This is a genomic window from Micromonospora mangrovicola (assembly GCF_047200535.1).
Lineage (GTDB): Bacteria > Actinomycetota > Actinomycetes > Mycobacteriales > Micromonosporaceae > Micromonospora.
In genome coordinates, this window is record NZ_JBJZOG010000007.1 from 63857 (window position 1) to 88630 (window position 24774).

Genomic DNA, 24774 nt, shown 5'->3' on the forward strand with positions numbered 1-24774 from the left:
GATCTACCCGGCCAGGGCACGGCGCAGGGCGGCGCCGAGCGCGGCGAACTGCCGCTGCGACACGTCGGCGGACAGGATCGCCTGCGACCCGTGGAACGTGCCGGGCCACTGGTGCAGCTCGACGGACACGCCCGCGCGCAGCAGGCGCAGCGCGTAGGTGATGTCGACGTCGCGGTACGGACAGAATTCGGCGCTGGCGATGTAAGCCGGGGGCAGACCGGACAGATCGGTGGCACGGGCCGGGGCGGCGTAGGGCGTCGCCGGGGTCGCACCCAGGTAGTGCCGCCACGCGGCGGAGCAGTGCTCACGACCCCGAAGCGTGTCGATGACGTGCCCCGTCGACCACATCTCCTGCCGGTCGTCCAGCCCGGGCTCGTTGAGTAACTGGAAGTGGATCGGCGGCCCCTGCTCGTCACGCGCCCGCAGCGCCGTCGCGGCCGCGATGGACCCGCCGGCGCTGTGACCTCCGACCGCGATCCGCGCCGGGTCGATGCCGAGTTCGCCCGCGTGCTCGACCGCCCAGGTCAGCGCGGCGTACGCGTCGTCGAGGGCGGCCGGGAACCGATGCTCCGGCGCCAGGCGGTAGCCCACCGAGATCACCACGGCGCCGGACGCGGCGGCGATCCGGGCGGCCCACGGGTGTTCGCTGTCCAGGTCACCCATGACCCACGAGCCGCCGTGCAGCCAGACGATGCCGCCCTGCGACTGGTGCGGACGATAGATCCGCACCGGCACACCCGGATCACCCGGCACCACGCGGTCCTCGACGCCCAGGTTGGCGGTATCCGGCGCCGGCGCCGCCGCGGCCCGCGCGGCGAAGTTCCTGCGGTCCGTGACCGGGTCGATCAGATCGACCCGGGGGACCAGCGGAAGGAATGGTTCCAGTTCAGGATTCATGTCGACCATCCTCACAACGGCCGCGCCCGAGATCGTCCGCCAACCGTCGCGCATCCCGCCGGATCCCGCGCCGATCGTCGCCCTACGCTGGTGGCATGGAAGCTTTGGCCGAACGACTGTCACACATGGACTCACAGGTCAAAGGCATGATCCACGTAGTGATGTTCTACGACACGCTGATGCAACGACGGGTGGACCTCCCAGCGCTCACCCGCGCCTCCGCGGGTCTGGCGGAGTGCGTCGTCGGGCTCCGGCTGCACGGCACCGGGCAGTTCATCCGCTGCTCGCCCGATGGCAGGCAAGCATCCGACCCGCCGCCTCCGGCGTCCGGCACGGCGCCGGTCATCCTTGATGAGGAGGAGATCGGCACGGTGTGGCTGGAACGTCCAGGTCCACCCGAGCCGCTCGACGAGGCGCTGCTGGACCGGTTCGCCATCGCCGCCGCCGCGATCGCCGAACGGTACGGCCCGGCCAACACCACCATGGCCGACCCCGCCCTGGTTGAACTCGTGATCAGCTCCGACAGCGACGAGGCGGCCAGAGCCCGGGCGCTACGCCTGCTGGGCTTCGCCCCCGGGTTGTCGATCCGCGTCCTCGCCGTACGGTCGCGGCTTCCGCTCGACCAGGTCGGCAGGCTCGTCTGCCCGGCTCGTCCGGTGAAGGCGGCGCCGCTGGCCGGCGTGGGCGTGCTGCTGGCCACCACCGTTGATACGGCGTGCTTCCCGGCAGGTGTGCACGCGGGCGTCGGCAGCGCCAACAGCCCCGAGCGCTCGTGGCGCGAAGCCCGGACTGCCCTGCGTTTCGCCACCCCACGCCAGCCGGTCGTGCACTACGACAGCCTGGGCGCGCTGGCGCTGCTCGCACAGGTACCCGAGGACGCGGCACGGGACAACGCCGACGTGGCCGCGATCGGCCGCCTGGTCGGCAACCCGGAAGGCCTGAAGACGCTGGAAGCCTACTGCGAGACCGGCTCCCTACGCGGGGCCGCTGACCTTCTCCACCTGCACCACAGCAGCGTCGCCCGCCGGCTCGAACAGATCGGCAGGACCCTGGGCATCGAACTCACCGAGCCCACCGGCCTGGTACGGGCACGGATCGCGCTCACCGCCCGACGGTTGCTCGACAACTGAGGCAGAGCGTCGCGGCGCCCCGACCCGGCCGCCCGCCCGGTGCGCCGCCGAGGACGGAGGCCGCCGTCCCGCGTCCTGGGCTGGTCAGCGCGCGGGACGGGCCGCGACCGCCGCCGGCGCGACCGATCCTCGCCGGGCAACGCTCGCCGACAACTCGGTGGCGCGGCGCCCGCCCTGCCGTCAGGATCGGACCGTGCTCGCTGCCCTGTGGCCCCTGTACGGCCTGACCATCGTCACGCCACGACTGCGCCTCCGCCTACCGCACGAGGACGAACTCGCGGCACTCGCTCGCCTGGCCGCCGAGGGCGTGCACCGAGCGGGCGACCGTCCGTTCCTGACCCCGTGGACCGACGGCGGCCCCGAGGATCGGGCACGGTTCGTCCTGCAGGACCACTGGGGCCAACTCGCCGGATGGAACGGGGCAGCCTGGCGCCTCGGGCTGGCGGTCTTCCACGACGGGAACCCGGTCGGCATGGTCACCCTCTGCGCCCGCGACTTCGCGGTCGTCCGCGAGGTCACCACCTCCTCCTGGCTGGGGATCGCCCACCAGGGCAGAGGTTACGGAACCGAGGCGCGCATCGGACTGCTCACCCTGGCGTTCGACCACCTCGACGCCAGGGCGGCGCTGACCGAGGTGTTTCAGGACAACCACGCCTCACAACGGGTGTCCCGCAAGCTCGGCTACGAGGCCGACGGCATCTCGGTCGACGCCCGCGGCGACGAGGCCGTCGTGTCCGACCGCCTGCGGCTCACCGGTCGGAGATGGACTCAGCAGCAGCGCCCCGCAGTGAGGGTCGACGGGTTGGCAGCCTGCCGCCCGATGTTCGGCCTCTGACGAGGTGGAGCGTCTCTCCCGGGTTGGCCGACGGCCCGCAGGGCTGATCAGACGTACCCGCCCTGGACGTGCAGTGGGCCTACCTGGAGCGGGTCCGGTCCATCGTCACGCCGTGGCAGTGGACGGGCGGCGGAGGACCGCCGCCGCGGCCAGGCCCACCACCGCGATCAGACCCGCCGCCGCCAGCACCGTCCGGACGTCCGGCTGCAGCAGCGCCTGACCGCGCAACGCCTGCCACACCAGCAGCGCGACCAGCCCGACGTACCCGAACGCGCCCACGGCGACCAGCCGTAGCCGCACGGCCGGCACAGCGAGCCGGGAGTACCGTCGGGCCAGATTCGTGAGCAGCCACGCCAGCAGGGGCAGCGCCTGGAGCGCGTGCAGGCCGACGAAGTGCGCGATGCGCAGGTCCCCGCCCGTCGCCGCCCAGCCGGTGAGCGGCATCGACGGGCCGTCATCGGGCGCGCCGACGGCATGCGCGCCGCTGACCGTGAGCACGCCACCGGCATCGATGACGCGCTGCTGCGCGGCCGTCGGCTGCGCCATCTTGACTCCCACCAGCATGCCCGTCAGGGACACGAGCATGCCCCACCGCATCGCCCACAGCGCGGCGCGGTCGGCGTGCCGCTGAACGAAGACCACCACGGCGAGGACGAACGTCGACAGCCAGATCACCAGGGCGAGCTGGCCCATGAGGTCGTACACCGCCGTGTCGTAAGGTGTCGCGACATTGAAGTGGCTTGCCCGCCCGCGCGCGGCCTGCGACACGATCGCGCCCACCTCGGCGGCGGTCGCCACCGCGGCGACGGTGGCGCTCCACCAGGCGATCCACTGGCCACGCCGGACCAGGCGGAGCATCCAGGCGAGCGTCGCACCGTACAACGCGAACGACACCGCGAACTTGAACGGCTTCAACCAGACCGGACTGCCGTTGACGGTACGACCGTCGACGAGGAGCCCGGCAAGGGACACCAGCGCCAGGACCGTCATGAGCACGGCGAGCAACACCAGCGGCCGGTGCAGGCGCACGCCGGTGGAAGGATGCGCGATCAGCGCCTCGTTCGTCATGGCGTACACGCTCGCAGCGCGGCCGATCCAAATCGACCGGGTAAACCCTGCACTTGTGGGTAGGGCTGTCCTCACCTGTCGAAGGCGCTACGTCCAGGGTGGGCGGTGCCGCTCCTGCTCACACAACTCGACGAGATCTTCGGTGACTGGCAATACGCTACGGCGGGCGCCTTCGAACTCGGTGTTGACCACCAGCAGGTGCGGCTCGGGATTCCACCCCGAATGGTCGAACGCCCAGCCATCCCAGACTGCGTGGACGTGGAAGACCTGCCGCTCGCCCGCGAAGCGCACCCCGGCCATGCCGATCGACCGCTCCGGGTAGGCATCCCGGCACACCCAGGCGAGGACGTGACAGGCTCCGGCGGCGAAGAAGAGGTGAGCTGATCGCGTACAGACCGCTGCTGTCCGACGACGGTGCGGCTTTCTTGGGCACGGCGGCGCTGCGCCCACGCCCCGGAACCGGACGCCGCGCGCAGCGTGCTCACTCCGGACCGGTACGCCGACATCGAGGTGCACAACTGGCCGGTCGGCGGACGGCCGTCGTGACCAGGCTGCCCGCCGCAGCGTGCCGAGGCCCCGGCACACCGACCGGCGCCGGGATTTGGCAGGGTGAGGATCATGGCACCGACCGCCGACTGGCTCACCACCCCGATCACCGCGGAGCTGCTGCGCGGCGCGCTCGACCTGGAGCGCACCGAGCACGGCGTGCTGCCGCACCGGCTGCCGGCCCGGGCCCGCGCGCAGAACGTCGACCCGCAGGTCGCGATGGCCGAGGCCATGCCGTCCGGCGTCAGGTTGGTCTTCCGTACCCGGGCCACCCGGATCGAGCTGGGCGTCCTGGCGACGAAGATGGTCTACCAGGGCGCCCCGCCTCGCCCCGACGGCCGGTACGACCTGCTGGTCGACGGCCGGCTGGCCGGCCAGGCCACGGTGCGCGGCGGCAGGACGCTGACCATAGACATGACCACCGGCACGGCGGCCAGCCAGCCTGGCCCGGTCGGCACGATCCGGTTCACGGATCTGCCGGACCGCGAGAAGGATGTGGAGATCTGGCTGCCCCAGCGGGAGATCACCGAGCTGGTGGCGCTGCGTACGGACGCGCCGGTCGAGGCGGTCGGTGACTGGGGCCGCCGAGTCTGGCTGCACCACGGCAGTTCGATCAGCCACGGCTCCGACGCGGAGAGCCCGACGGAGACGTGGCCGGCGATCGCCGCCGCGCTCGGCGGGGTGGAGCTGATCAACCTGGGGTTCAGTGGCAGCGCGCAGCTCGACCCGTTCACCGCCCGCGCGATGCGGGACACCCCGGCGGACCTGATCAGCGTGAAGATCGGAATCAACCTGGTGAACAGCGACGCGATGCGGTTGCGGGCGTTCACCCCGGCGGTGCACGGCTTCCTCGACACCATCCGGGAGGGGCACCCGGATACACCACTGCTGGTGGTGTCGGCCATCCTCTGCCCGATCCAGGAGGACACGCCGGGCCCGGGCGCCGCCGACTTCAGCACCGGGAAGCTGCAGTTCAAGGCGACCGGCGACCCGGCCGAGCGGGCCGCCGGAAAGCTGACGCTGACCGTCATCCGCGCGGAGCTGGCCCGGATCGTCGCCGCCCGGGCGGCTGACGATCGGCACCTGTACTACCTGGACGGGCGGGAGCTCTACGGCGAGGCCGACTTCGCCGAGCTGCCGCTGCCCGACCAGCTCCACCCGGACCCGGCTGCCGACCGGCGGATCGGCGAGCGGTTCGCCGAGTTCGCGTTCGGCCCAGAGCGGCCCTTCGCCGCGCCGGCGGTCTCCTGAGAGACCGGCTCGTCCTCGGCACCGGCAGCGCTGCCGCCGCTTGCCGGGATGGCGAGTTCGCGTTGTGCCCCTCGCGGGCCAGCGGGCTGTAGACCGCGATGTCGCGCCGCTGTGACGGTCACCGGGGTCCGGCTGGTGTCATGGCTTCGCTCCCCGGCGCGGTCAACCAGCTACTCACACCGTCTGATCCATTCGTGGTCGTCGGCCACGAGCCGACAGACGTATCCGGCGCCACAGCAGGAACGCGGCGCCGAGGACGCCGACGGCGACGACGGCGTTCACGACCCTCGGCCACGGGCCGCGCTGCGGCCGGCCCGCGTTCCGGACAGTCAGGTCGGGCAGCAGGCCGGTGGCCAGGTGCAGGTCGACGAGCTGGCAGCTCTGGGTGCCCAGCTCGCAGGTTCGGCCGGTGTCGAAACGGGACAGGGTCCGGCGGGTGCCGGTGCCGAGCCGCACCTCGGCCAGCGAGGCGTGACCGCCGGCGTCGAGGGTCGCGACGATCACGCTGTCCGCCGAGCGCCAGCCGAGCAGTTGCGCCACGTCCGGGACCCGCGCGGGTGCCGTGCCGCCGCCCGGGAAGGGCACGAACTCGACGTCGCCGACCTTCCACAGGAAGGTGCCGTGGCCGGTGTCGCCGCCGGAGGTGCCGGTGGACGGCCCGTCCGAGAGCCAGGGCACGGTGGCGAGGAACGTGCCGTCGGGCGACCAGCCGACGTCGGCGGCCACCTCGCGTCCGGTCGGGACGGGGACGCTGCCGTACTCGCGGCCGTCGACGTCAACGAGGTGGGCCGTCTGGCCGACCTGCACGGCGAGCCGACGGCTGTCCGGCGCGAACGCCGCCGCCCACGCCGGCTTGATCGCCGGCAGCTCGGTGCTGCGTCCGGTCGACAGGTCGAGCAGCCGCAGCGTGCCCTTGCGGGCCACCTCGGCTTCGACGAAGTTGACGCTGCCGAACTCACCCGAGTCGGTCAGCGGCGCGGCGCTGTACGCGACGTGGCGGCCGTCGGGAGACCAGGCCAGCAGCCGTACGCCGACCGGGTCGCCGAGCGGGATCGAGCGCCGTTTGCCCGTGGTCAGGTCGACGAGGATCAGGTCGCCGGTCGCGCCGCGGTCGTCGCCGAGCAGCACGCGGGTACCGTCCGGGGCGAGCAGCGCCGACGGGCTGTGGCGCTGCTCCATGGCGTCGACGCGCCGGTAGGTGTCCCCGTCGGCTCCGACGACCAGCGGCTGGAACATGTTGAACAGCTCGCCGTTGCCGTAGCCGTAGAGGGCGATCGCGCGGCCGGCCGGTGCCTTCTCGACGCTGCTGGTGAGGATCGAGTAGCCGGCGAAACGGTCCGGCAGGCTCGGCTTCGCCGACGGGGTCGCCGGGCGGACCGGAAGCCGGACGCCGGGTACGACCAGGACGGCCACGACGAGCACGACGGCCGCCCAGGCAGCGGCGGCGCCGATCCGCTGGCGCCGGACCGAGCGGCGGCCCCGGGCGAGCACGGCGTCCAGGTAGCCGGGCGGCGGCGGATCGTCCGGCAGGGCGGCGAACAGGTCCCTCATCTCGGGTCCGACCCTCCCGGCACGTAGTTGGGCAGCAGGCGGCGCAGCGCCGCGACGGCGTACGAGGTCTGGCTCTTGACGGTAGTCGGGCGTCGGAAGAAGCCAGAGGGTTTCCGTCAGCCCATCGTTGATCGGCGTAAGTAGACGCTCACCGTACACTCAACGCATTGACCGGGCAGATCTTCCTGGTGACCCTGGTCGCCCGACTGGTGTCCGCCTTCGGCCAATCGACCACGCGCGATTTGACATCGAGGACGGCGCAAGGCACACGGGCAAGTGTCGGGTCGGCGGGCCGGCGGATCACCGGGAGCGACCGCAGACCCGGCCGCGGAACCAGCGCCGCTGCCTGGGCCGACCATTCGCAGAAGATGTCGGAGGGGTGCGCAGAGGCGTGGGCCCTGCCGGTTCACCGCCTGGCGGTGCGCAGGCTTTTGCCGAGGTGGCTGTGGCGTCGTCCGTATCCGAGGTAGATGACTGATCCGATCGCCATCCAGATCAGGAACCGCAGCCATGTCACTACCGGCAGGTTCACCATCAGCCACAGGCAGGCGAGAACGGCGAGTGCCGGCAGCCAGGGCACGCCGGGCGCCCGGAATGCGCGATGCAGGTCGGGTCGGGTGCGTCGGAGCACGATCACGCCGGCGCACACCACCACGAACGCGAACAGGGTGCCGATGTTCACCAACTCGGCGAGTGCGGACAGCGGCACCAACCCGGCCAGCACCGACACGGCCACGGTCGTCACCAGCGTGATGAGCCATGGGGTACGGAACCGTGGATGCACCGCGGCCAGCGCGGGCGGCAACAGCCCGTCCCGCGACATCGCGAACAGCACTCGTGTCTGGCCGAGTAGCAGCACCAGGATCACCGTTGTGATCCCGGACAGTGCTCCAACATCGACGATCTTGGCTACCCATGGGACGCCGGCCTCGTTAAACGCGTGGGCCAATGGGGCGCCCGTGTCGAGCCGGGTGTAGTGCGCCATGCCGGTAATGATGAACGACACCGTCATGTAGAGCACCCCGCAGATCACCAGCGATGCGAGGATGCCGCGGGGCATGTCGCGCTGAGGGTTGCGGGTTTCCTCGGCGGTCGTTGCGACCACGTCGAAGCCGATGTAGGCGAAGAACACGATCGACGCCGCGGCAAGGATTCCGAAGACGCCGAAGTGTTGCGGGGTCACGCCAAGCAGCACCTGCAGCAGCGGTGCGCTGCCGCCGCTCTGTTTCTCCGCCGGCTGGGCGGGTGGGACGAACGGCGTGTAGTTGGCCGCCTTGATGAGGAAGGTGCCCAGCGCGATGACGAGCAGCAGCACCGCGACTTTGACCGCGACGAGCACGGTGGTTACGCGGCCGGACAATTTGGTTCCGAGCAGGGCCAGGACGCCGAGCACGACGACGATGAAGATGGCGGCCCAATCGGGGCGGGCGGTGTCGCCGGCCACCGAGTCGGGCAGGTTGAGCAGGTCATGCAAATAGGCCGACCACCCTCGGGCCACCACGCCGGCCGCGAGCCCTAACTCCAGCATCAGGTCCCAGCCGATGATCCAGGCGATCAGCTCGCCGAGCGTGGCGTAGGAGAAGGTGTACGCCGCCCCGGCCACCGGAAGAGTGGAGGCGAACTCCGCGTAGCAGAGCGCGACGAGCGCACACACCGCTCCTGCCAGGAGGAACGACAGGACGACCGCCGGACCGGCGTTGCGGGCCGCCTGCTGCCCTGTCAGCACGAAGATACCGGTGCCGACGATGATCCCGACGCCGAACACGGTGAGGTCCCGCGCACCCAACCTTCTCTTCAGCCGATATATCGGTTCATCGGCCTCCGCGATAGACTGTTCGACCGACTTCGTGCGTAGCAGACTCCGCAGCATGCGGGCATGTACCCGGCAGCAGCAGGAAGAAACTACCCGTATCGGCGGTTCTGCCGGGCGGGCCGCCGACGGTCTGCGCGTACCGCTCGGCAGATTGATCGAAGATCGTGCGCAGGACGGCCAGCCAGCACCATCCTCGTTCAAGGCGATGCCAAAGCCCGCATCGGGTTACTCGGGACAGCACGGAAAGCACTGTGTGTTGCTCGCGGGTGTCGGGTGGCAGTGACCTTCTCGTCTGATCCGATGCGCCGCCTATGCTCAACTCGGCAAGTTCACTCGCTTCGGGTGATGACCGACCGCCATGAAGTAAGCGAGGCTGTCCGCAGGGTGATTCACGGCTGGTTGGAAGGAAGTTCTGATGACGAACTCGACCGCCGATTTTCTTATCCGACTGGGTCAGCACGAGCACTTACCAACCATTGTCTCTAAGGCCCGAGGCACCATCCAGCTGGACGTCGAAGGCGATGCCGGGACCGATTCCTGGTTCGTAACGCTCCGACGCGGAACGGCACAAGTGTCACAGCAGGACCAGGCTCCGACATCACGGCAGCAGCCGGACCTGGTGATTCGGGGTCACCGGGCGCTCTTCGACCGGCTGGTCCAAGGTCAGGCGCAACTCTACGCGTCGCTGTTGCGCAACGAGATCAACGTCGAGGGGAACTTAGCGCTGTTGTCGTGTTTCGAGCGGCTGCTCCCCGGACCCGAAGGCGCGCACCACCCGCGCGTCTTCACGCAGGAGGGAGAATCGGGGTCATGAACGGGCAGGGCGTCAGCATCCTGGACGGCAACACATTCTTGGTCAGCGACGGACGTGGCGACCTTCACCCCTCGCCGGACTTTCCCACCGGACTCTTCTCGTTCGATACGCGGTTCCTGTCAACCTGGCTGCTGACCATCGACGGCGAACCACTCAGAGCCCTTTCCCGGGACGACTTGCAGTACTTCGAAACACGCTACTTCCTGGTGCCCGGCAAGCCGACTCACTACGTCGACGCGAAGGTCTCGGTCATCCGGCAGCAGCAGATCTGTCGGGACTTCTGCGAGCAGCTGACGGTCCTCAACCACGACACCGAAGAGCGCCGCCTCACGTTGCGGGTGGAGATGGCCACCGACTTCGCCGACCTGTTCGAGATCAAGGACGTACGACAGAAAACCGGCCGAGCCTCCATGAGTATCGAGGACAACAACCTGCGGTTTCGCTATGAAAGAGGCACCTTCCTGCGGGAGACGATCATTTCGAGCACCGAACCGGCGCGAGCCGACGAAAGAGGGATGACCTTCGAGCTCCGGATCGAACCGCGCGGCAGGTGGAGCACCCAACTGCATGTCTACCCGATCGTTCGCGGCGCACGCGGCCTCGACATCCGGGCCAGCCTGGACGCCCACCGAGGACGGGCGAAGCCGCAGCTGCGCAACGATCTCGACGACTTTCTCGCCGGGACACCACAGCTTGCGTGCGACTACGAGCCACTCCAGAACGCATACGAACGCAGCCTGGTCGACCTGGCCGCGATGCGATACTCACCACTCGCGTTTCCCCGGCGGTTGCCGACCGCGGGTCTGCCCTGGTTCATGACCATCTTCGGCCGGGACAGCATCTTCATCAGCCTGCAGACACTCCCGTTCGCGCCGGAGTTGGCGTCGGCGGTGCTGCGCGACCTCGCCTTCCAGCAGGGCAGCAAGCTGGACGACTTCCGGGATGAGGAACCCGGAAAGATCGCGCATGAGTTCCGCTACGGAGAATCGGCGGCCTTCGAGGAGCAGCCGCACAGCCCCTACTACGGATCGGCGGACTCCACGCCGCTGTACGTAATCCTGCTCGACGAGTACGAGCGATGGACCGGGGACGCCAACCTGGTACGACAGCTGGAGTTTGAAGCTCGCGCCGCGCTCCACTGGATCGACGAGTACGGTGACATCCTCGGTAACGACTACATATCGTACCGGCGGCGGAACATCGTGAACGGCCTGGAAAACCAGTGCTGGAAAGACTCGTGGGACTCCATCTCCTACCGCGACGGCCGACTGCCCCGACTACCCCGCGCGACTTGCGAACTGCAGGGCTACGCCTACGACGCGAAGCTGCGCGGCGCCCGACTGGCCCGCGAGTTCTGGAACGACCCCGCCTACGCCGACCGGCTGGAAGACGAGGCCGCCGACCTCAAGCAGCGCTTCAACCGCGACTTCTGGATCGAGGACGGCCAGTACTACGCGCTCGCCCTCGACACCGACGGCAAGCCGGTCGACGCCATGTCGTCCAATATGGGCCACCTGCTCTGGAGCGGCATCGCCGAACCGGCCCGAGCCCGGAAGGTGGTTCGACATCTGCTCGGTCCGAGCATGTTCTCCGGATGGGGCGTACGCACCCTGGCCGACAGCGCGGCACGATACAACCCAGTCGGCTACCACGTCGGCACCGTCTGGCCGTTCGACAACTCGATCATCGCCTGGGGGCTATGGCGCTACGGCTTCCGATCCGAGGCTGGCCAGATCGCCGAAGCCATCATCGGCGCGTCACAGTACTTCAACGGCCGGCTACCCGAAGCCTTCGCCGGCTACGAGCGAGCGTTGACCAACTATCCGGTCGAATACCCCACAGCGTGCAGCCCGCAAGGCTGGTCCTCTGGAGCTCCCCTGCTGTTCCTGCGTACCATGCTCGGCCTCAACCCCCACGAGGACCACCTCGCAACCGACCCCGTCCTACCACCCTCCATCAACCGCATCGAACTGCTCAACATCCCCGGCCGCTGGGGACGATCCAACGCATTCGGGCTCCGAACCAACACCCACCAACCACGACACTTCCGTCGCTAGCGATCTTTGGCTGGTCTCGTGCACGACGAGGTGCTCGCCGCGCTGCGAATCGACGCGGGGACATCGACCTCGACCTCACCAGCGTGGCCCGCCTGGACCCCGCCGCCACCAGCGCCTTGTGGCCTGCCACTGGCCCTGGACGTGCGCGGCGGAGACCTGCGCCTGGTCAACATCCCACCCCCGCTCCGCCGGCAACTCTTCGCCGCCGGGTTGCTCGGCCTGCTCGCCGCCTCCGACCCTGCGGCAGCCGTGCCACCGCTCGCACCGGACGTCTCCTCGCCCCCGCCGCTGCCGCAGCAAGTCCAGCCCGACCCGAGGACCGACCGCGCCGGAGGTTAACCGCAGCGCGAGGGTGGCGGCAGCAGGCGCAACCCACAAGCGCTTGCCACCGTGATGGTCCTCCACGCCCCACGCCTGCGACAGGGCCTCGATGATGCCCGGGCCCCGCCCACCGTCGCCGTCGGGCGCGCGGCGGCAGGGGACGACCGCCGAGCCGTCCACCACCGCGATGCTCACCTGATCCCGGTCGGCGCGGATCTGCAGCACCAGGCAGCCACCCCCGTGCCGCACGGCGTTGACGACCATCTCGTCGGCGATGAGCACCGCGTCGTCCACCCACTCACCATCGGGGAACCCCCACGCGGTCAGCGCGGTCGTCACGGCCTGCCGCGCCGCAGCGGGGGCATCGAGGTTCACGGGCAGCTCCAGGCGCCCGGTCAGTTCACTCACGGCCGTTGGTCCCGTCTCCCGAGGTCTGTCCCTCCTGACGGCCACAGCCGCTACCCGCACACTGAGCAGCAGAAGCCTTCCATACAGCAACCAAACCGGGGGGAAGCGCCACGATCACCAACCCGAGCACCCCGCTGCCCGCGCACGTACGGTTGACGGAGTGGCTGCCGTCCCAGTCCGAGGTGCTGGCCCACCCGCACGTGCGGGCCTTCGTCACCCACGGCGGCGCGAACGGCTTCCACGAGGGCATCTACTTCGGCAAGCCGCTGCTCGTGATGCCGTTCTGGCTGGACTGTTACGACCTCGCCGCACGGGGCGTGGATGCCGGCGTCGGGCTCGCCGTCGACCGGCCGCCGCACTTCGGACCGGGCGAGATCACCACCAAGCTGCGCCGCCTGCTCGCCGACGGCACCTTCGCCCAGCGGCAGCCGCTACTGGAGTGACCGGTTGCGGCAGGCCGGTGGGGCGCGCCGGGCAGCCGACCTCATCCTGGAGTTGACCGCCGGCTGAGCCCCTGGTCAGGAGGCGGCGTCGTGGTGAGCGGTGGCTGCTGGAAGTACGCGCGGGCCCGGCCGCGCCCGTGAGCCCTCGGGACGCGGCGGGGCGGCGGCCGACCGGCCGCCGCCCCCGGTGCTGCGCGTCGGTCAGGCCGCCGGCGTGCCGGTCACCGTGAACAGGCGGGTACGGCCGATGTTGTCGAACGAGCCGAAGCCCACCCGGCCCGAGGTGAAGGTGATGTCCTTCGCGGTCATCAGCGGGTCCCGGTGCCCGTCGACGTAGACGGCGATCTCACCGGTGGCGGGCAGGTGCACGACCCGTACCTTGTGCCAGTCGGCGTCCGTGATCGCCGGGTTGGCGCCGCGGGAGCGGCCGTTCCACTGGTGGTCGATGCGTTCCCGGTCGGCGTTGTCGACCTTGAAGATGCCGTTGTGCGGGTAGATCGTGTTGTCGGTGGACAGGTGCGCGTAGTAGTACTGCGTGTCCGACCGCCAGCCGAAGACGATGATCACGTCCCGGTTGGTGATCTCCACGGGCGTGTCGAGGCGTACCCGGGCGTCGATCTGCACCGAGGACCAGGCCGGGCCCTTGTCGAGGATGGCGTACTCGAACGGGCGGCGCGGGCCGGGGCGGCTCACGCCGGCCTCGGCGAGGATCACCTCGTCGCCGTCGAACTGCCACTTCGACGGGGTCACCGGCGTCCAGTTCTCGACTCCCCCGGTGTGCAGCACCTTGGTGTCGCCCACGTCGCCCTCCGCCACGGTCCTCGTGCCGACCACCTTCCAGATCTTGCCGTTGGCCTTGGCCACGATGTAGATCTCGCCGGCCGCGTCGGTGCCGAAGCGCAGGTCGACGCGGTTCGGGTCGCCGGGCGCGCCCGGGCTGGAGAGGTTCTGCATGCGTACCAGGTCACCGGCGGTGGTGTACAGGGCGAGCCGGTGGATCGGGGCGAGGCCGGCGCCGCGGCGCATCTCGTTCGCCTCGGTGTAGAGGACCCGGCCGTCGACGAGGTCGCCGAAGACGTACTTGCCGATCAGCGCCGGGAGGGTGTGTCCGCGGTAGACGAACCCGCCGGCCACCGCCACCCCGACGTCGGAGGTGCAGTTCCAGCCCGGGGCCGGGTCGTGGTCGTACGCGGCGACCGGGTAGGTGTAGCCGTACTTCGCGTCGTCGGCCGGCAGCGGGTCGAGCTTGTCGCAGGGGTTGGTCGCGGTCTTGTCGAAGACCCAGGAGCCCTCGCGCTCGCTCCAGCCGAAGTTGTCCCCGGCCTCGACCTCGTAGATCGACTCGACGGCGTGCTCGCCGATGTGGCCGAGGAACATCCGGCCGGTGGCCCGGTCCCAGCTGAACCGGTGCGGGTCGCGGAAGCCCACCGCGTAGATCTCGCCGAGCGCGCCGGCCGTGCCGACGAACGGGTTGTCCGCCGGGATGCCGTAGCGGCCGTTGGACGAGTCGGTGCCGCGCGGGTCGATGCGCAGCAGCTTGCCGTGCGGCATGCCCATGTTCTGCGGGTCGCCGTTGCGGTAGCCCTGCCCGCCGTCGCCGACCGCGAGGTAGAGCATCCCGTAGTCACGCTCGTGCGGCTTCGCCGTCGGGTTGAAGTTGATCTCCTGGATGCCGTGGATCTGGCCGGCGAAGCCGATGCGCAGCAGCTCCCGGTGGCTGCCGGAGAAGGTGTCGGCGGCCGGGTCGGTGGCCGTCCACTCGGTGATGACGCCCTGGTAGATGGTGTTCGGCTGGGCGTAGTCCGGCGTCCGTGTGGCCAGCGACGCCTGTTCGGTGTGGATGGTGTAGAAGCGGCCGTTGTGCGCGAAGTCCGGGTGGAACGCGACGTAGCCGAAGCCTTGGCCCAGCCCGCGGCCGGAGAAGAACTGGGGCGCGAACGTCGCCGCCACGTCGAGGTAGACGTGCGGCACGCCGTTCTCGACGAGGTACAGGTTGCCGTTGAGGTCCGGCACGGCGCGGCGGCCGGAGCCGTCGGGCAGCTCGTTGATCGTGTTGATCCGGGCCTTGCGCATCAGCCGCTGGTCGACCGGCGCCGGCGTGGGCGTCGACTGCGGGAAGCTCGCGTACTCCTGCAGGACCAGCCCGAGCTCGGACTGGATCGGGGTCTCGGGGATCGGGTCGTAGACGGCTCCGGCGGCCCGGGCGGGGCCGGCGACCAGGGTGGACAGGACGAGGGTGGCGGCAGTGACTCCGGCGGTCAGCGCGGCTCTGCGGAGCCGGCCGGTGCTGCCAGCGCGAATGAACACGCGGTTCTCCTTCTCGGTGGGACGGTGCCGAGGGATGGTCAGCGGGCCATGTAGCGGTACTGCTTGGCGATGTCGGTCGCCGGGACGACGCCGTCGAGGAACATGAGGCCGTCCATGCGGCAGTCGCACGGGTTGCGCTCGAGGTTGTTCTGCGGGAAGCTGCCGCCGATCTTGATGCCGCGCGGGTCGGTGGCGCTGGTGACGTGCGGGCCCGGCCCGGACACCTGCCACGGGTCGCCGGCGTTGGTGTAGAAGCCGTCCACCGGCTCGCCGTTGCGGTAGAGCGCCATCGTGCCGGTGGTGAAGTCGTAGGTGGCGGCGAGGTGGACCCACTCCCCCTTCGGCAGCAGGGTCCGCCAGTCCTCGCTCGCGGCGAAGGTCTGCGACGACCCGCCGTCGACCCGCCGGCCGAGGGCGACCAGGTGCAGTTCGCCGCCGACGTCGATGAGCTCGAGCAGGGCGCGCACGTTGTGGCCGTCGGAGTCGCCGGTGAGCACGCCGGCCAGGCCGATCGCGTTGAACCGGTCGGTCGGGTTGGTCGTGGTGGAGTTGAGCGCCGGGCCGTCCATGTCGCGCTTGAACCAGCCCATGACGGTGGCGCCCTCGGCGCCGCTGAACGCCCGCAGCGTCCGTACGCCGCTGGACGACCAGGTGCCGGCCTTCCAGTCGTCGTTGCCGGCGACGTCGGGGTTGACCTGGCGGGTCTGCAGGGCGTTGCCGCTGCCCTTGTACGCCTGGTCGGGCACCCGCATGTCCGCGCCGCCGTTGACCAGCTCGATCTCGGTACCGGAGCGGCCCTGGTCCTGCTCGAGGGCGGCGTCGCCGGGCACCGGGTGGTCGAAGTCGTACATGGCGACCAGATGTGACCACAGCGCCGGGTGGACGTCGTGCGGTCCGGGCCGGTCGGCCCGGGCGGGAGTCGCCCCCGCGGTGAGCGCGAGGGCCAGCAGGCCGGTGGCCGCGACGGCGGCTCGTCCGGGTCTTCTCATGGTGGTGGTGCTCCCTTCGTCGGTGGGCGATGGGCTGACGAAAGCGCTTTCAGGACGGTCGTGAGCTGTCCCGGGAGTCGCTGGGGTCGGGGGTGTCCGGACCGGACCGCGGGCCGCCGAACGGCCGAGGGTGAGGCTCGCCGGACGGGGGGCCGGTGTTCGGTACCGCGCTACGTAAGCGCTTACGTAAGCGCTTACGTAGCCTATGCTGTGCCTCACGCCACAGGCAAGAGCGCGGCGCGGATCAATGTTTCCCAGGAGTTACCGATGCCCAGACCCGGCCCCCGGCTACGCCTCGCCGACGTGGCGGAACGCGCCGGCGTCTCGCTGGCGACCGCCTCCCGCGCCCTGGCCGGCCGCGAGGGCGTCAGCGAGGAACTCGCCAACCACGTCCGGCAGGTCTCCCGCGAGCTCGGGTACGTGGCCAACCCCTACGCCCGCAACCTGGCCGGCGGCGCCAGCTCGACCGTCGGCCTGATCGTGCACCAGATCGACGACCCGTACTTCTCCGAGATCGCCAGCGGCGTCATCGAGGTCGCCGCCGCCGAAGGGCTGCTGGTCCAGATCGCCCACTCCGGCCGCGACCCGCAGCACGAACTGCGCCAGCTCCGCCACCTCATCGCGCAGCGGGTCGGGATCATCCTGATCGCCGGCTCCGGCTACGACGACCCCCGGGTGGAGGCCGAGGCGCGCACGGAACTCGCCGACTTCCAGCGGGCCGGCGGCCGGGTGGCCGTCATCGGCCGGCACGCCCTCGGCGTCGACGCCGTGGTACCCGACAACGAGGCCGGCGGCCGCGCCGTCGGCGAGCACCTGCTGGCCCTCGGCCACCGGCGGATCGCCGTCGCCGCCGGCACTCCCGGACTGACCACGGTGGCCGACCGGCTCGCCGGCGTCGCCGCCGCACTCACCGCCCACGGCCGCTCCCTCGACGAGCTGCCCATCGTGCACTCCGACTTCACCCGCGACGGCGGCCGGGTGGCGGCCGAGCGGATCCTGCACCACCACCCGGACAGCACGGCGATCATCGCGCTCAACGACGCGATGGCGATCGGCGTGCTGTCCATCCTGCGCGGCCGGCGCATCGCGGTACCGGACTGCCTCTCCGTGGTCGGCTTCGACGACGTCTCGGTCGCCGCCGACCTGGCGCCCAGCCTCACCACCGTGCGGCTGCCGATGACCGAGATGGGGCGGATGGCGCTCCAGCTCGCGCTCAAGCCCAGGTCGACCCGCCCACGACGCCGGTCCACCGGCCACACCCTGATCGTCCGCGACTCGACCGGCCCCGCGCCCACGTCCGGCGGCTGAACCCGGCCCCGCCGCGGGGCGGCCGCGGTGACGTGGCCTGCCCGTCGACCGGTCCGTCAGCCCGTCGCACCCCGCCCGTAGGCGGCCGGGGTGCGGCCGGTGACGCGCTTGAAGGCGACGCTGAGCGCGCTCTCCGAGCCGTACCCGACGTCGCGGGCGATGGCGGCGAGGGTGTCCCCGCCGCGCCGGATCCGAGCGGCGGCCAGCTCGACCCGCCAGGCGGTCAGATAGTCCATCGGCCCCCGGCCCACGACCGCCCGGAACCGCGCGGCCAGGGTGGAGCGGGACACCGCGGCGGTACGCGCCAGCTGCGCCACGGTCCACCGGTGCGCCGGGCGCGCGTGCATCGCCCGGAGCGCCGGGGCGACCACCGGATCCGCCAGGCCGGCCAGCCAGCCCTCGGGGCGCCCCCGGTCGAGGTGCAGGCGCAGGATCCGGATCAGCATGACCAGGGCGAGGTGCTCGGCGACGAGGGTCGCCCCGGGACGGGCCTGCCGCAGCTCGGCGTCGATCTCGACCACAGCCCGGTGCAGGGCCGTCGCCTCGGGGAGGGCGGCGGGCACGTGGATGACCGGCGGGAGGTCGTCGAGCAGGAGGGCGCGGGCGCGTCCGGTGAAGGTGAACGCGCCGCCGATGAGGAACACCTCGTCGCCGGTGCCGGCACGGGCCACCCCGTCGGCCGCAGCGGCGAAGATCGGCCCGGCCGGCTCCGGCGGCACGTCGGGGTCACCGGCGAGGAGGTACGACGCCGGCCGGGTCAGCAGGTAGCAGTCGCCCTCGGCCAGCTCGACGGGCTCGGCCACCCCGTCCACCCGCAGCAGGCAGCGGCCCCGCCGCACGGCGTTGAACTTGACCCCGGCGGGCGGAGGGAACCGGACGGACCACCGGCCGCCGGCCGCCAGGGCGGCGGAGACGTGACCGGTCACGCCGAGCAGCGCGAGCACGTCCTCCAAGGGATCCACGGCACCTCCCGATGGACGGTTGCTAAAGAATCGTGGACGTCAAACTACAGGCAGTCCAGTGCCACGCTCCGTAGCGTGGGTGGCATGACAGACACCGCACGCCTGACCACGCCCTTCCACGCCGGGACCACGGCTGCCGAGATCCTGGCCGGGGTCGACCTCACCGGACGCCGCATGATCGTCACCGGTGGCGCCTCCGGCATCGGTCGGGAGACCGTCCGCGCCCTGGCCGGGGCGGGCGCCGAGGTCACCGTGGCCACGCGCGACCCGGCACAGGCCGCGGACCTGGTGGCCGAGTTCGCCGATCCCGGCCCCGCGGGCGTCCGCGCGGCCGCCCTCGACCTGGCCGACCTGGCCTCGGTCGAGGCCTTCGTCGCCGGCTGGCAGGGCCCGCTGCACGCGCTGGTCGCCAACGCCGGGATCATGGCACTGCCGAACCGTCAGCTCACCGACGCGGGCTGGGAGCTGCAACTGGCCACCAACTACCTCGGCCACTTCGCGCTCGCCCGCGGCTTGCACGACAACCTGCGCGCCGCCGGCTCCGCCCGGGTGGTGGTGGTCAGCTCCGGGGCGCACCTGCGTGAGGCGTTCGACTTCGACGATCCGCAGTTCGCGCGGCAGCCGTACGACCCGTGGGCGGCGTACGGCCGGTCCAAGACCGCATCCGTCCTGCTCGCCGTGGGCATCGCCCGGCGTTGGGCGGGCGACGGGATCACCGCCAACGCGCTCAACCCGGGCTTCATCACCACCAACCTGCAACGCCACATGGACGACGCGACGCTGCGCGCGTTCGGGGCGATGGACGAGGCGGGTAACCGCATCGAGCAGCCGTACTTCAAGACGCCCGCCCGGGGTGCGGCGACCTCCGTGCTGCTCGCCGCGTCGCCGCTGCTGGACGGGGTCACCGGCCGGTACTTCGACGACAACCAGGAGGCCGAGGTGGTGGCGGGTGGTCCCGAGGCCACCGGCGGGGTGGCCGCCCACGCCGTGGACGTCGCCGCCGCCGACCGGCTCTGGGCGTACGCGGAGCAGACCCTACCGTCCCGCTGAGCCGGCGGCGCGGGGGGCAGCCGCCGGCTCTGCGGTCAGCCGATCAGCGTCAGCGACTCCTCCCACAGCCGCTCGGCGTGGCCCAGGTCGAGCGCGTACCCGGCCACCCCCCGGAAGTCCGCCGGGCGCTCGGTGACGACGGGCGCTTCGGCGCCGTCATCGAAGTACCGGCCGCCGACGCCCTCCAACAGCGGCGATGCGGCGAGCAGCACCGAGGTGGCCGCCCCCTGCTGCGGGCTCTTGCGCCGCTCCGGCGGGGTACGCAGCCCGCCGGTGTGCTTCTGCAGACCGGTGGCGATGGCACCCGGGTTCAGCGCGTTGGCCAGGATGCCGTCGTCCGACCAGCGGCGGCTGACCGCCACGGCGAGCAGGATGTCCGCGGTCTTCGACTGGGCGTACGCCGACACCGGATCGTACGGCCGGAACGCGTAGTGCGGGTCGTCGAAGATCACCGGGGAGAAGAGGTGGCCGGCGGAGGCCACCAAGACCACCCGGGCGCCGCGGGCGGCGGCGAGGGCGCCGTGCAGCCCGACGGTCAGGGCGAAGTGCCCCAGGTAGTTGGTGGCGAACTGCAGTTCCCAGCCCTGCGCGGTGCGCGCCAGCTCCGGCAGCGCCATGATCCCGGCGTTGTTGACCAGGATGTGCAGCGGCTGGTCCCAGCCGGCCACGAAACGGCGTACCGAGTGCAGGTCGGCCACGTCCAGCTCGCGGACGGTGACCTGCGGGTTGCCGGTGGCGGCGGTGATGTCGGCGGCCGCCCGTGCGCCGGCCTCCACCCGGCGGACGGCCAGCACCACCTCCGCGCCGGCACCGGCGAGCGCCCGCGCGGTCTCGATGCCGATGCCCGCGCCGCCGCCGGTCACCACGGCCCGGCGGCCGGTGAGGTCCACGTCCGCGAGCACCTCGGCGGCGGTCGAGGCGAAGCCGAACGGGGTGGTGATCAGCTCGGTCATGTCACTCCATCTGTCGATCGTGCGGTTGGTCCCCACCACCGTGCCCGGCCGTGACGGCGGTAGCCGGAGTCCCGGTTCTCCTGGTAGCGGGAGGACCAGGCTGCCCCCGCGGACGCGCCCCTACGATGAGCGGATGAGCAGGTCCGGACCGCTCGGCGACTACCTGCGCGCCCGTCGCGAGCTGGTCGGTCCGGCGGACGTGGGGCTCCCGCCGCACGGGCGACGCCGAGTCCCCGGGCTGCGCCGCGAGGAGGTGGCGCTGCTCGCCGGGATCAGCGCCGACTACTACCTCCGGCTGGAGCAGGGCCGCGACCGGCATCCCTCGGCGCAGGTCCTCGACGCGCTGGCCCGGGCCCTGCGGCTGGACGACGACGCCGCCGCGCACCTGCACCGGCTCGCCCGCTCCGCGCCACCCCGGCCGCCTCAGCGCCCCGAGCGGGTGCCGGTCGGCATCCGGCAGCTCGTCGCCTCCTGGACCGCCACGCCGGCGTTCGTGCACGGCCGGTACGCCGACGTGCTGTACGCCAACGCGGCGGCCAACGCGCTCTCCCCGGTCTTCACCGAAGGGGTGAACGTACTGCGCGCCGTCTTCCTCGATCCGGCCGCCCTGCACGCCTACCCGGTCACCGAAGCGATCGCCGCGAACGCGGTGGCCGGCCTGCGCACCCTCGTCGGCGTCGACCCGGACGACCCGCGGTTGGCCGCGCTGGTCGAGGAGTTGTCGTCGGGCAGCGACCGGTTCCGGCGGCTCTGGGCGCGCTACGACGTCGCGGCCCGCACCGGCGGTGGCGTGCGGACCCTGCGGCACCCGCGCGTCGGAGAACTCCGACTCCGGTACGAAAAGCTGCTGATCAGCGGCACCAGCCAGACCCTGGTGGTGTACCACGCCGACCCGGACAGCCCGTCCGCCCGGGCCCTCCGGGAGCTGACCCGCCCGGTCCCCTGAAGCCATCCCGCGCATCGGGATAATTGGATCCACAAGCGCGACACCGGACGACGCGCGGAGGTGGTGGGGTGGTGCAGGAGGAGATCCGTCGGCGCAATCTCGGCCGGCTGCTCCGACACGTCCACCTGGGCGGTTCGGTCTCCCGCGCCGTGCTGGCGGAGCGGATGGGCGTGAACCGCAGCACCGTCATGGCGCTGACCGGGGAACTCACCGCCGCGGGCCTGGTCCACGAAAAGATGCCGGCCGACACCGGCCGCGCGGGCCGGCCGTCGCTCGTGGTCCGGCCCGACGCCGCCCGGGCGTACGTGCTGGCGTTCGACGTCGCCGTGGACTGGCTGGTCGCCGCCCGGGTCGGCCTCGGTGGCGCCATCCTCGACCGCCGGCAGGCACCGCGCCCGCGGGCCGGCGCCGACCTCGACCGGGTGGCCAGGGTGCTCGCCGAGTTCGGCCGCCGGCTGCACGACGCGGCACCGCCCGACTCCGTGTGCGTCGGGGTCGGCGCGTCGTACTGCGGAATGATCCGGCCCGGCGACGGCATGGTCCGCTACGGACCGGAACTGGGCTGGGTGGACCAGGCGTTCGGCGCCGAACTCGGCCACCGGCTGGGACTCGGCCTGCCGGTGTCGGTGGGCAACGAGGCCCACCTCGGGGCGCAGGCCGAGCAGCAGCGCGGCGCGGGCGTCGGCTTCCAGAACCTGATCTACCTGCACGGCGACGTCGGTGTGGGCGGCGGGATCATCGTCGGCGGGAAACTGCTCAACGGCGACGGCGGATACGGCTGCGAGCTGGGGCACATGCTGGTGAACCCCAACGACGGTCGGCCCTGCGGGTGCGGCTCGCGCGGCTGCCTGGAGGCGGAGGTCGGCGAGCGCGCCCTGCTCGACGCCGCCCGACGACCCGCCGGGCTGACCGGCCGCGACGCCCTGCGTGACGTGGTGACCGACGCCGACCGCGGCGAGCCGGTCGCCCGCGACGCGCTGCGCCGCATCGGCGACTGGCTGGGCATCGGCGTGGCGAACCTGATCAACCTCTTCAACCCGGGCATCGTGATCTTCGGCGGGATGCTGCGCGACACGTACCCTGGCATGGCCGAACCGGTGCGCGCCCGCATCGCCGCCAACGTCCTGCCGGTCGCCAAGGAGCGGGTACGGCTACGCACCTCCGTGCTCGGCGACGACGCCACCCTGGTCGGCGCCGCCGAACTGGGCTTCTCCGCGCTGATGGCCGACCCGCTGGGCGTGCTCACCCGCGCGGCGGCGCCACCCGTCACCGCGGCCGGTGGCCCTGAGCGTCGACTCAGGCCCACTCCCCCGTGAACAGCGGGGCGACCGGGCGATCCCGGCGCCCGATCCGCAGGTCCCCGAAGATCGTGCTTCGCGCCGCCTGCTCGACCTCCGCGTCCAGGTCGATCCGCAGCTCCGCGGAGGCGTCGTGGGCGGCGCCGATGAGCACCAGCTCGGTTCCCGGGTGGTCGAGGAAGGCGGGCGGATCGAGCGGGGCGAAACGGCGCCCGTGGAACTTCTCCTGCAACGCGGCGGGCAGTGCGGCCTTCCGGGCCGCGCCGAGACCGACGCCGGGCGGGGAGGGCGCCCGGGGGTTCTTCACGGTGACGATGTAGCTCGCCTCCGGCTCGATGGCGAGCTCGCGCTGCGCCTCGCCGGGACGCGGCGGCAGTTCGAGCTCGTACGCGAGGTGGGTGTGGTCGTCGTGCCGGGCGATCACGTATGCCCCCTCCGCCGCGGGCCGGGCCGGCGGCTGCTCCCGCCCGCCGCGCGTCCGGGTCCGGTACCGGCGCGCCTGCAGGGCCTTGTGCAACTGCTCCGGCCGGTCCACCACCGCGTCGACGAACGCCCAGAAGCGGTCGTGCTCCCCGATGTCGGGCAGCCGCTTGCGCCCGACCACGAGCAGCCGCAGATGCCGCCCGTGCCAGGGGTGCAGCACCACCAGCAGCCGCTGGACCTCGGCCAGGGAATCGACGTGCTCCTCCTCGACGCGGGGACGGTAGAGGAAGTAGATGTCACCGTCCTCGAGCAGCTCGGCCATTCGCCCCGCGTACCCGGTCCGGCCGCCGATCAACGCCCTCGGACATGACCTGGAGAGGGCGGCGGGTGTGGCCGGGCCGCAACACGGTGAGCGCGCTGCATCAGCAAGATCCGGGCATGGCGGGGCCTGGCCACCCGCTACGACAAGACGCCCGCGAGCTACATGGCGGGGCTCCAGCTACGCGGATCCCCATCTGGATGCGCAGCCTCAACCCGGGCCCGCGGTAGCGGCGTCCGGCTGGCATGCCGGACGCCACCACCGTGCACGTCAGGCCGGCGAGTTGGCCGCTCGGCCGAGGTGCCGGGCGAAGAACCGGACCGCGCTGTCGGCCTCGAACCTGGGCAGTTCCTTGTGTCTGCCCGCGTTGGCGTGCAACGTCTTCTCCTTCGAGGCGAAGGCGTCGAACAGGGCGAGACCGGCCTCGCGCGGGATGTGCTCGTCGTCCCACTGGAGATCGAACTCGATCGGGATGGTGATCTGCTTCGCGTGCTCGGCCAGGACATCGGGCCAGTGCTGGCCGAAGACCGCGGCCGTGATCCTGGGTTCGCTCGCCACGAGCGGTACCCCGATTGCGGTGCCCATGTTGATGCCGAAGTAGCCGACCGGCCCGTCGGTGCCGATCTCCGGAAGTTCCTGGAGGGCGTCCAGGGCCGCCTGCCACTCGGGCACGGCGAGCTCCGCCAGGTGGGCGTTGTAGCGGACGACGATCGGGCCTTCCGGCTCGCCCGCCGCCCTCGCCCGGTACAGCTCGGCGATTTCCTGCTCGTCGTATGCCGTGCGCGGCCGGTCCCCGTGGCCGGGTGCGTCGATGACGGCGACGTGGAAGCCGCAGCCGGTCACGAGGAGGTGGGCGCGGCCCGCCATGGCCGGGTGCTTCTTGTGGTTGCCGCCACCGTGCCCCATCAGCACCAGGGGTGCCCACTCGGCGCCGGAGGCCGGGGACCAGAGGACGCCGGGGACCTCGCCCACGGTGAAGTCGCGTTCGATCATGCCGTTCGACGACGACTCGGCGCTGAACTGCACAGAGTGCATAGGGTGTTGCCTTTCGGGAGTGCCTTGTTGTTGAGGCGCTCCCGGCGACG

General features: G+C 71.6%; 22 protein-coding genes and 1 pseudogene. 12 read left to right on the forward strand and 11 right to left on the reverse strand.

Annotation, left to right across the window (positions count from 1 at the left end; all coding sequences use genetic code 11):
* Positions 1 to 3: 3 nt before the first annotated feature.
* Entirely contained in the window at positions 4 to 897 is an 894-nt protein-coding gene (locus ACL02O_RS04910; RefSeq protein WP_412816735.1) for an alpha/beta hydrolase, read from the reverse strand.
* Positions 898 to 1043: 146 nt separating this feature from the next.
* Here ACL02O_RS04910 and ACL02O_RS04915 point away from each other — a divergent pair, with 146 nt between their 5' ends.
* Together ACL02O_RS04915 and ACL02O_RS04920 are read left to right on the forward strand one after the other, a co-directional pair.
* Positions 1044 to 2027, forward strand: coding sequence for a PucR family transcriptional regulator (locus ACL02O_RS04915; protein ID WP_412816736.1), 984 nt, complete (start codon positions 1044 to 1046; stop codon positions 2025 to 2027).
* A gap of 193 nt (positions 2028 to 2220) precedes the next feature.
* A complete protein-coding gene (locus ACL02O_RS04920; RefSeq protein ID WP_412816737.1) occupies positions 2221 to 2862 on the forward strand; it encodes a GNAT family N-acetyltransferase in 642 nt (213 codons plus the stop codon).
* 105 nt (positions 2863 to 2967) lie between these two features.
* Here the strand turns inward: ACL02O_RS04920 and ACL02O_RS04925 are convergent, their stop codons facing one another.
* Positions 2968 to 3930 (reverse strand): hypothetical protein, encoded by a 963-nt coding sequence (locus tag ACL02O_RS04925; protein ID WP_412816738.1) that lies wholly within the window; start codon positions 3928 to 3930, stop codon positions 2968 to 2970.
* Between the two features lie 105 nt (positions 3931 to 4035).
* On the opposite strand from ACL02O_RS04925, the gene ACL02O_RS04930 reads away from it, so the two are divergent.
* Positions 4036 to 4314, forward strand: coding sequence for a hypothetical protein (locus tag ACL02O_RS04930; RefSeq protein ID WP_412816739.1), 279 nt, complete (start codon positions 4036 to 4038; stop codon positions 4312 to 4314).
* A gap of 234 nt (positions 4315 to 4548) precedes the next feature.
* Positions 4549 to 5727, forward strand: coding sequence for a GDSL-type esterase/lipase family protein (locus ACL02O_RS04935; RefSeq protein WP_412816740.1), 1179 nt, complete (start codon positions 4549 to 4551; stop codon positions 5725 to 5727).
* A gap of 174 nt (positions 5728 to 5901) precedes the next feature.
* On the opposite strand, the gene ACL02O_RS04940 is transcribed toward ACL02O_RS04935, so the two are convergent.
* Together ACL02O_RS04940 and ACL02O_RS04945 are read right to left on the reverse strand one after the other, a co-directional pair.
* Entirely contained in the window at positions 5902 to 7278 is a 1377-nt protein-coding gene (locus ACL02O_RS04940) for a hypothetical protein (protein WP_412816741.1), read from the reverse strand.
* Positions 7279 to 7684: 406 nt separating this feature from the next.
* Positions 7685 to 9148, reverse strand: a complete 1464-nt coding sequence (locus tag ACL02O_RS04945; protein ID WP_412816742.1) for an amino acid permease — start codon at positions 9146 to 9148, stop codon at positions 7685 to 7687.
* 358 nt (positions 9149 to 9506) lie between these two features.
* On the opposite strand from ACL02O_RS04945, the gene ACL02O_RS04950 reads away from it, so the two are divergent.
* Together ACL02O_RS04950 and ACL02O_RS04955 are read left to right on the forward strand one after the other, a co-directional pair.
* A complete protein-coding gene (locus ACL02O_RS04950; protein ID WP_412816743.1) occupies positions 9507 to 9905 on the forward strand; it encodes an SCP2 sterol-binding domain-containing protein in 399 nt (132 codons plus the stop codon).
* Entirely contained in the window at positions 9902 to 11962 is a 2061-nt protein-coding gene (locus tag ACL02O_RS04955; protein WP_412816744.1) for an amylo-alpha-1,6-glucosidase, read from the forward strand. The genes ACL02O_RS04950 and ACL02O_RS04955 overlap by 4 nt, the downstream gene beginning before the upstream one ends.
* Before the next feature lie 75 nt (positions 11963 to 12037).
* Here the strand turns inward: ACL02O_RS04955 and ACL02O_RS04960 are convergent, their stop codons facing one another.
* Positions 12038 to 12691 carry an ATP-binding protein gene (locus ACL02O_RS04960; RefSeq protein WP_412816745.1) on the reverse strand — a complete coding sequence of 218 codons (654 nt, stop codon included), beginning with the start codon at positions 12689 to 12691 and terminating at the stop codon, positions 12038 to 12040.
* Between the two features lie 152 nt (positions 12692 to 12843).
* Here ACL02O_RS04960 and ACL02O_RS04965 point away from each other — a divergent pair, with 152 nt between their 5' ends.
* On the forward strand, positions 12844 to 13134 hold the full coding sequence (locus tag ACL02O_RS04965; protein WP_412816746.1) for a glycosyltransferase family protein: 291 nt from the start codon (positions 12844 to 12846) through the stop codon (positions 13132 to 13134).
* A gap of 201 nt (positions 13135 to 13335) precedes the next feature.
* Here ACL02O_RS04965 and ACL02O_RS04970 read toward each other — a convergent pair whose 3' ends face one another.
* Both ACL02O_RS04970 and ACL02O_RS04975 read right to left on the reverse strand, forming a co-directional pair.
* On the reverse strand, positions 13336 to 15441 hold the full coding sequence (locus ACL02O_RS04970) for a PQQ-dependent sugar dehydrogenase (protein ID WP_412816747.1): 2106 nt from the start codon (positions 15439 to 15441) through the stop codon (positions 13336 to 13338).
* A 38-nt stretch (positions 15442 to 15479) separates the two neighbouring features.
* Entirely contained in the window at positions 15480 to 16430 is a 951-nt protein-coding gene (locus ACL02O_RS04975; protein WP_412816748.1) for a LamG-like jellyroll fold domain-containing protein, read from the reverse strand.
* 267 nt (positions 16431 to 16697) lie between these two features.
* On the opposite strand from ACL02O_RS04975, the gene ACL02O_RS04980 reads away from it, so the two are divergent.
* Positions 16698 to 17738, forward strand: coding sequence for a LacI family DNA-binding transcriptional regulator (locus ACL02O_RS04980; RefSeq protein ID WP_412816749.1), 1041 nt, complete (start codon positions 16698 to 16700; stop codon positions 17736 to 17738).
* Positions 17739 to 17794: 56 nt separating this feature from the next.
* On the opposite strand, the gene ACL02O_RS04985 is transcribed toward ACL02O_RS04980, so the two are convergent.
* Positions 17795 to 18700 carry an AraC family transcriptional regulator gene (locus tag ACL02O_RS04985; protein WP_412816750.1) on the reverse strand — a complete coding sequence of 302 codons (906 nt, stop codon included), beginning with the start codon at positions 18698 to 18700 and terminating at the stop codon, positions 17795 to 17797.
* A gap of 84 nt (positions 18701 to 18784) precedes the next feature.
* On the opposite strand from ACL02O_RS04985, the gene ACL02O_RS04990 reads away from it, so the two are divergent.
* Positions 18785 to 19750, forward strand: a complete 966-nt coding sequence (locus ACL02O_RS04990; protein WP_412816751.1) for an SDR family NAD(P)-dependent oxidoreductase — start codon at positions 18785 to 18787, stop codon at positions 19748 to 19750.
* A 35-nt stretch (positions 19751 to 19785) separates the two neighbouring features.
* Here ACL02O_RS04990 and ACL02O_RS04995 read toward each other — a convergent pair whose 3' ends face one another.
* A complete protein-coding gene (locus tag ACL02O_RS04995; protein WP_412816752.1) occupies positions 19786 to 20703 on the reverse strand; it encodes an SDR family NAD(P)-dependent oxidoreductase in 918 nt (305 codons plus the stop codon).
* 133 nt (positions 20704 to 20836) lie between these two features.
* Here ACL02O_RS04995 and ACL02O_RS05000 point away from each other — a divergent pair, with 133 nt between their 5' ends.
* Positions 20837 to 21649 carry a helix-turn-helix domain-containing protein gene (locus ACL02O_RS05000; RefSeq protein WP_412816753.1) on the forward strand — a complete coding sequence of 271 codons (813 nt, stop codon included), beginning with the start codon at positions 20837 to 20839 and terminating at the stop codon, positions 21647 to 21649.
* Between the two features lie 68 nt (positions 21650 to 21717).
* The gene (locus tag ACL02O_RS05005) at positions 21718 to 22965 is read left to right on the forward strand and encodes an ROK family protein (protein WP_412816754.1); all 1248 of its coding nucleotides are present in this window, start codon (positions 21718 to 21720) and stop codon (positions 22963 to 22965) included.
* Here ACL02O_RS05005 and ACL02O_RS05010 read toward each other — a convergent pair.
* Positions 22946 to 23692, reverse strand: coding sequence for a hypothetical protein (locus ACL02O_RS05010; protein ID WP_412816755.1), 747 nt, complete (start codon positions 23690 to 23692; stop codon positions 22946 to 22948). The two genes, ACL02O_RS05005 and ACL02O_RS05010, sit on opposite strands and share 20 nt — an antisense overlap.
* Before the next feature lie 74 nt (positions 23693 to 23766).
* On the opposite strand from ACL02O_RS05010, the pseudogene ACL02O_RS05015 reads away from it, so the two are divergent.
* Positions 23767 to 23881: pseudogene (locus ACL02O_RS05015) on the forward strand (IS5/IS1182 family transposase); the annotation flags it as partial.
* 78 nt (positions 23882 to 23959) lie between these two features.
* Here ACL02O_RS05015 and ACL02O_RS05020 read toward each other — a convergent pair.
* Entirely contained in the window at positions 23960 to 24724 is a 765-nt protein-coding gene (locus ACL02O_RS05020; RefSeq protein ID WP_412816756.1) for an alpha/beta hydrolase family protein, read from the reverse strand.
* Positions 24725 to 24774: the final 50 nt, after the last annotated feature.